Here is a 7,138-nt window from a genome sequence, read left to right on the forward strand (position 1 = left end):
GAGAGTGCTCGATTTAATCAAGGCCGTTTGGCGATTGGTCATCGGATTCAGCGAACGGTCGTTCAGGAGTGTCGCCGAAGCCACTAATCTGTATCCCTGAGGGGGATGGATTAGCGATTTCATCCGAGTGACCGACAAAATACCCTAACTCGAAGTCCACCGATTCGAGGATATCAGGATCAGCCGCAATATAGTCGGCTGGTAATCTCCCTGCCCACTCGAGGTCGTCACCGAATTTAGCGTGAGCCCCGTATTCAAGAAGTTGCTCAAGCCCCTCCTTCAGATAGCTGTTCCCGGTGCTCCACTTGACTTCAGCGATGAACAATCCTTCAAGCCGGTATGTTTCTGCGTCTGCATCAAGTTTCAGCAAGACGATGTCGGGTGTCTTCCGACCGAAGCTAGATTCAAAGACTGACTGACTTAGTCGATGTTTCTGTTCGTGGACTGCGTACTGTCGGCGTGCGAAACCATCGGGAGAGGGAGTCCCAAATGTAGAGGCTTGAATCTCTTCTAGGTCCCAGCTGATATCCAAGTAGTCGACGTAGCCGCGGTCGTCGTTCCAGTGATGCTGGCCGTCCCAGTCGTGGAACAAGAGATACTCCGACCCATCAGATTCCCAGGCGGCAACGATTTGGCCTCTTTCGTCGGTAATCTGCTTGAACTGCACGTCATCGAACTGGTCCAACAACTCGAAAATCCAGTACAATTCGAATAAGTCGGAGGTTCCACCGTCTTCAGGCGGGGCGAACAGATTCAATCGGAGCAGGTTCTTAATCTCCTGGTTGTTGAGGTCTCCGTGACGGATTCGACGGTAGTTCCGGAGTAAGATTGCCGCCTCACTATATAAGGGGTCTCGTGACTGCTCTACTGCAGCGAGGTCGCGAGAATCGACTGCGGTGTCTCCTGTTGAGAGTTGGGATAGATAAACGTTGTTCAGTTTCGTTTGGAGGATTCGACGAGGGCGTGACTCCGCTACTTCCCATGGCTTGAACCAGCCCAGTTTTGAATCATCGTTGGGGGCCATCTCCGTATCGAATCGGTCGAGAATCTCCGTGATGGTCGAGAGGAGTTCGATAAGAACGCGGTTCTTTGCTGTGTCGACTGTTCGCTGGCGTGTCCGGCAAGCAAACCGTTGCCCGACAGTATCGCCGGTTGACCAGCGATGCTCGATGGTCTTGTTCCAATCTATCGCGCCGCGAACCTCACCATCGAAGATTTCTATCTGCTTTCTCGTCGCCGGATCGACCGTGCGAAGTCTCGCCGGGAGTAACGAGACAAAATCGAGCACGCCGATTGGCTCGTCGTACCTATTTGTTATCCCACCAGTATCAGTCGCGGTGAGATTGAGATTGCTTCGATCTTCCGCGGGCGAGTCAATCTGCTCGCCAGTTAGAAGGAAATAGTATTCGAGGAGTTCCTGAAGGTTCTCAATCTCTATATTCGGGTCTGCTTCCTGAATCACCGGGTCAACAGAGACGTCCCCGATATATGTCGCGAGGAAATCCGCACTCGCTTCGACGAGTTCCTCGTGTTCCGGTTTACTCATCCTTCGACCGAGACGTTCTGATACTCCTCGACGAACTGTGCAACTAACTCCCGGTCAAAACCATCGATATCGCTCGCCATTGTATTGAGCATCCCGTTGATTCGTCCTTCAGGAAGTCCTTCCAATTGAGGGACGATGTACATCCGGACTGGATAAGCATAGTCTATTTCTCCAGAATCCGTTTGGTTCTGAATGTGGCCCATGATGTCCTTGATGAGTGCAGGACCAATCTCCTTGTGTGGCTGCACTGCTTTCCACAGGTTCGTGATGTTCTGGATTGCATCGTCGTCGAAGTCGCACCCCCAGGTCTCCGCATAGTTCGAGACCAGTTCAGAAGAGATAGTGTCTGTGTCCGGGACGGGGACGGAAATGAATGCGAATCGCCGCATGAACGCGTAACTCATCTTGTAGAGGGAGGCTTTATCCTGGGTGTTCATCGTCGCAATCAGACGCCAGGAGTCCGGGATGTAGTAGTGTCGCGAAGTGAGTGGACGGTCGTCTGCTGAACTTGGGTCGCCCACGAGTACTATCGACCCATCGTCGTTCTCGAAGGGGAGTGTGACGGTGTTTTCGGTGAGTGCGGAGAGTAACGAGCCGAACGCTTTGTCGATATCTGCCCGGTTCAGTTCGTCGATAATCAGCCATTCGTTCTTCGCGGCTGGTTCTGCTGGGTCGAGGAATCGCTGCAGGAACACTCCCGGCTTGAAATCGAGCGCGTCATCCTGCTCCCGGCTCGGCTGGTATCCGCCGATGGTGTGGAACGTAGACCAATCATCGGTCGCTGTTGCCAACTCGTACTCATCCCCAACGTAGTGGTCAGCGATTGCTTGCGCTATCTCAGTCTTCCCGGAACCAGGCGGCCCAGTCAAGATGATGTGCTTCCCACTTCGTAGAGCATCATCAATCTGAGCGGTGAGCGACCGATTGCCGACAAGCCCATCGGGGAAATATAAACTATCAAGCGATGCAACTTCGTTGGTTTCTTTTAGGGGGTTTGCTGGCTGAACCCATTTCTGTGCTTTGGTGCTTTGCGAGCCCTTGCGTAGAATCTCTATTCTTTCCTCGAAATCAGCTTCAATCTGTTCAAGTGCGGGGTCAACCCTGCCTTTCTGGTAGCCTTCACCCTCGGCCGGGGTGTCCCAGATTTCACGGCCGCACTTACTCTGAACAGTATTCATTTCTATACCGTTTTCATTTGCAACTCTTTTCTGGGCTGTTAACCTACGTTCTCGCGTCGTATCTTCGTTCGTTTCGGTCAGGAACTTAGTAACGACAGCCCTGATTTGTTGCTCTCGACTGCTACTGCTCTTCCATTCCTCAGGAAAGTGCTGGTTGATGATGCTATCTATATCTCCCAAGACGAGATTATATTCCAGTGATTGCAGAATATCTCCAATATCATAGGATTCTTGTTCAAGACCATTCAGAAACGCTTTAAATCTCTCGTTCCCGTATTTAGTAACTGAGCCATTTGGGAAATTTTCAGAGGGAAGAGCCTCGACTATTTCTCCATTTGATGCAATTGGTACCCAATTTACTGGAATTCGATGGGTAGAGATATCAAGTTGTGATTCTGTTTTCTCGGTTGTGATTACCCTTTGGTTCAAGGATTCGTAACCGGCGAGGGCAATTCCAATTCCGTACGTAAGGTATGAACCCTGATTTTTGGTTTGTGCGACTAGAATATCTCCTTCTTCTATCGATTCGGAAAACACCCTCCAGGAACTATTGCTGGTATCAGAATCACCTTCATAGGAGACGATACTGTGTCTTCTCCATATTCTCCAAAGATTATTTTCTCCCCAGTCGATTTTATATACATCTCGATTCGAAAGAAGCCCGTTTATTTCTTCTTCAAATGTTTTAGTTGGTGAAGAAGGCATACTGGGGTTCTCTTTTGAGTGCACATTAAACCTATTATATAATATGACGGTTCCTTTGGCGATAATATTCGTACTTTTGGGTACGAGTTAAGTCCAATGTTGAGCGGGTCCTCACTGGCCTGCAGGTCGGTCTCATTATGAAGGGACTGCTGTTATGGCCGAGAATCCCTGGACAGATTTCGTATTACGGTATACTTGGACCAATCGTCGGGTATGATAGGTGGAATTTCGAGCGAGTCTACTGTCAAGGTTAACAAAGGAGACGGTGTGGCTGCCAACAGAACAAGCGAGTCGTTTCAACCCTTGCAGGGATGCGTCTGGAGAGAGATGCTTCCCAAGAATCAGCGAAACGGTGCTGTCTAGGGGATTCGATTATTCGATGTCGCGTAGCTGTCTCCGCCCGAGGTCGTACAATCCCTTCAACTCCTCTTCATTGATATCGTTGGGGGTGTCTGAATCGAAGCTTGTGGTATCGAGTCCCACATCGATAAGAACCACCTTCATCGGATTACTTGCAGATTCTGTTTCTCCACCATCGGGAATTGGGTCTCCGGATTGGTTCACGAGGCTATTTGAGCTGCGCCCGGAGGTGAATGTCTTTGGCCGCTGGTGGTCGAACATGTACGTAATCAGTTCATGGAGTGTATCGCCTTGTTCGAAGGCTTGGCCATACTGGCGTCGAATCAAGCTGAGTACTTGATTGGTGTATTTGTTCACGTCCCACGGTTCTTGACGAGGGAGTGTGTATTTGGTTGGGTCTGATTCCTTGTCGTAGAGGTACCACTTCGATCGGTCGACCGTCTGGAAGAATGGGGGGAGAAAATTGCTCGCGAAGATGTAGGTGGTCAGGCTCTTGTTCTTATCCGTGATGGTGAATCGCTTATCGGCATCCTTCCAGTCGAATCTGAAGTTTCGGAGTGTATCAAGAAGATGGAACTGATGCATCTGGGTCTTCCAGACACGGTCTTTCCGATTGTCGTAGCTGCCCTTGGTGAACTTCGCTTGTGCAATCGACGCACGGCGTTCGACAACTTGGCCAGATTCGAAATAGTTCACGATGTAGAGGATATCACCTAGCTCCGGGTTTGTATCGCGGATGTATGATGGTCGAGGGTAGCGAATATACGGGGATTGGTGCAACTCCTTGACTTGGATTCGCGCAGATTGAGTCCCCGTAGAACAGTGGATGTAGTCTAACTGCTGGACGGCGATATCGATGAAGTCAGTTTCATGGGTGAACGTTTGATACACACCTTCTGGAATGTCAGGGAGCCGTGATTCCAGTTCCTGAAGTAACTGCGTCGAAACGGCTGGCATTACAATTCACTGCTAATTTAGTTATATAAATGTATTGCGGTAGGAATGAACAAATCGTTGGCGAAACATGACGGAGCAACTGCAGGATTCCCTCGTTTGAAGATTCTCTTCCACAGATTCTGAGCCGAGAGACTCTCCATCACACCCCGGTAATGTGTTGGGGTGATTGTGAGACTCCGGGCTATCCGGAATCGAGATTCTTGACCTTGAGTAGATGGGAGGGTTCACTTCGGCCGGTAAGAATCTGTGCAGGTGTTCTGCTGGGGATTCAGGTTACTCGTTTTCTTCGTCTTGTTTCGGTGTTTGGGTAGATTCCCGCGAGACGTGGTGCTGAATTTGAGTGAAGAGACGATGGATACGGCGTCGAATGTTCTCCGGCCCAAGCAGATACGCTATGAGACTTAATGCGGCAATGATAACACTTGCTACGGCAGGAGGCGTCTTCAGAGCGTTTAGGACCTCCTGAAGCAGTAGTGCAAGCTCACAGCTGATACCACATGGCGGAGTTGGTGGGGTTGTAACAATTAGCGATGCTTCTCTTTCCCGCTTTGGGAAGGATGGGTGTTCTCCGTTGATTACGAGTATTTCAGCGTGGAGTGTGTACTCTGCTGGTGCTGAGGAATTGGTGACAAAAACGGGGAATTGCGCTGCTTCCCCCGGTTCGAGAACATCTATTGGAGGACGTGTTCCACGCCCATCTTTGACCGGCTTATCAAGTTGTTTGACGTGAAGTGCATTTGTGCGTGAGCTGTCGTTGATGGTGCGGTGAATCAGCTCCATTGCTGGACCTTGGTCGTCCGGGGTCACAGAATGCCAGATTTGCAGATAGGGATCGAAGGGCGCCTTGTTCTCCGGTGGATTCACCACGCAGACGAGGAACATCGTCCTGTTTCCGGTGGCGATTGCGGTCTCCTCCGGCACGATTTTCAAGACGATTCGGTCCTGCGTATTCAGTCTTTGTATGGCCTGTTGTTCATCGAAGCCAGTTGATTCACACTCGTTTAGCGAGTCTTGTGTTGTCGCCGTCGCAATGCCTGTGAAGCCAGTTAGTAAGACAAGTGCAAGCAGATACACGCCAATCCTGGGTACTGGTCGAGCCATGAGTTAGTTATTCTACTCGTTGTGTTTGACTATCCACCACCATACGAGATGATGGATTATTAAGGTTATTGAGGCTGCTAGACAATTGTTTCTCCACCATAGCCCGTCCACACCAGACAACAACGGTCACTATGGGTTTACCTCGACTTCTGGCCGGGTCCGGCCCACCTGCCTCGTTGCAACACCCAAAAACCAAGTACCGATATCTTGCGCGAGTGGATGACGAGTACTCTCCGTTCTTGACCAAACCACCCGGCTCACAGAAACAAGGGGACCGACTACGAACTACCACTAACTAATGGAAGCGCGAAAAATTAACTCAGCATTGGTTAGCAGGAGAGGGCTACAGGTCGTATCCCCAATCACGGAGGATGTCTTCGGCGTCGTCGGGATTCTGCATTCCGGCGAGATAAATTGCCTCGCGGGCGTCGAGTTTGTAGATACTTTCATCGAATCGGTCATCGAGATTGCGACGAGCATCCTGCTCGTCCGCTTCAGTCTCATTTTGAACGAACAATTGGTGGACGTTCTCCCGTTCGTCTTTTACCTTGTCACGACGAAGTTTGAATAGTAAGTCTGACCGGTTAAACTGACCCGTGTTACTGACATCGTCAGTCGGTTCAGCTGGTTCAGTTGACTGCTCAGACACTCCGAAGTAGCCATCTATAGCTTCGTCGCAGAGCTTCCAGTTTGACCGGAACACCATTCTCATACTTCTGCTTAAGCTTGGAGATAAGCTTCTTGAGCTTTAACCTATAGGAGGTTCGTCTGGAACAGTCGTTACAGACAACTGTAACAGACAACTATCTGCTTCAACCTCACCAGAATACACCTGGAACCACGTGTCTCGTACGGTCGTCCCTCCTCGGGCGTGAGGGTCGTCAGTTCCAGCGCGTGCTGGAACCACGTGTCTCGTACGGTCGTCCCCATGTTGTTCGTGCTTCAACCTCACAACGGTGCATCTGGAACTAGGTACGAGATTCATGGATTGTCCTATCGCCTTTGCTTCAACCCCACAAGGGTGCATCTGGAACGCGGCGGTTGACGCGGAATATCTCGCTGGGGTGCTTCAACCCCACAAGGGTGCATCTGGAACTCGGCCGGGCAATCCGAGCGTTTCTGGTTCGCCTTGCTTCAACCCCACAAGGGTGCATCTGGAACTTTCGACTATTCGCTGTTTCTCACGCCGTTGCGGCCGCTTCAACCCCACAAGGGTGCATCTGGAACACGGTCTTCGAGCCTTCGTAGGCCGCGGTGCCGCTGCTTCAACCCCACAAGGGTGCATCTGGAA

The 7,138-nt window shown here is 50.7% G+C and carries 5 protein-coding genes; all 5 read right to left on the reverse strand.

From position 1 onward, the window contains the following. Window positions 1-13: 13 nt before the first annotated feature. Window positions 14-1,546: a hypothetical protein gene (locus tag FXF75_RS21560; protein ID WP_163524128.1), complete on the reverse strand. Its 1,533-nt coding sequence runs from the start codon at window positions 1,544-1,546 to the stop codon at window positions 14-16. Then, the gene (locus FXF75_RS21565) at window positions 1,543-3,429 is read right to left on the reverse strand and encodes an AAA family ATPase (protein WP_163524129.1); all 1,887 of its coding nucleotides are present in this window, start codon (window positions 3,427-3,429) and stop codon (window positions 1,543-1,545) included. The genes FXF75_RS21560 and FXF75_RS21565 overlap by 4 nt, the downstream gene beginning before the upstream one ends. A gap of 372 nt (window positions 3,430-3,801) precedes the next feature. Beyond that, window positions 3,802-4,746, reverse strand: coding sequence for a hypothetical protein (locus tag FXF75_RS21570; protein WP_163524130.1), 945 nt, complete (start codon window positions 4,744-4,746; stop codon window positions 3,802-3,804). Window positions 4,747-5,019: 273 nt separating this feature from the next. Next, window positions 5,020-5,847, reverse strand: a complete 828-nt coding sequence (locus FXF75_RS21575) for a hypothetical protein (RefSeq protein ID WP_163524131.1) — start codon at window positions 5,845-5,847, stop codon at window positions 5,020-5,022. A gap of 343 nt (window positions 5,848-6,190) precedes the next feature. After that, window positions 6,191-6,553, reverse strand: a complete 363-nt coding sequence (locus FXF75_RS21580) for a hypothetical protein (protein ID WP_163524132.1) — start codon at window positions 6,551-6,553, stop codon at window positions 6,191-6,193. Window positions 6,554-7,138 lie beyond the last annotated feature (585 nt).

The sequence above is a fragment of the Halorussus sp. MSC15.2 genome, assembly GCF_010747475.1.
In the GTDB taxonomy this organism is placed as follows: Archaea; Halobacteriota; Halobacteria; order Halobacteriales; family Haladaptataceae; genus Halorussus.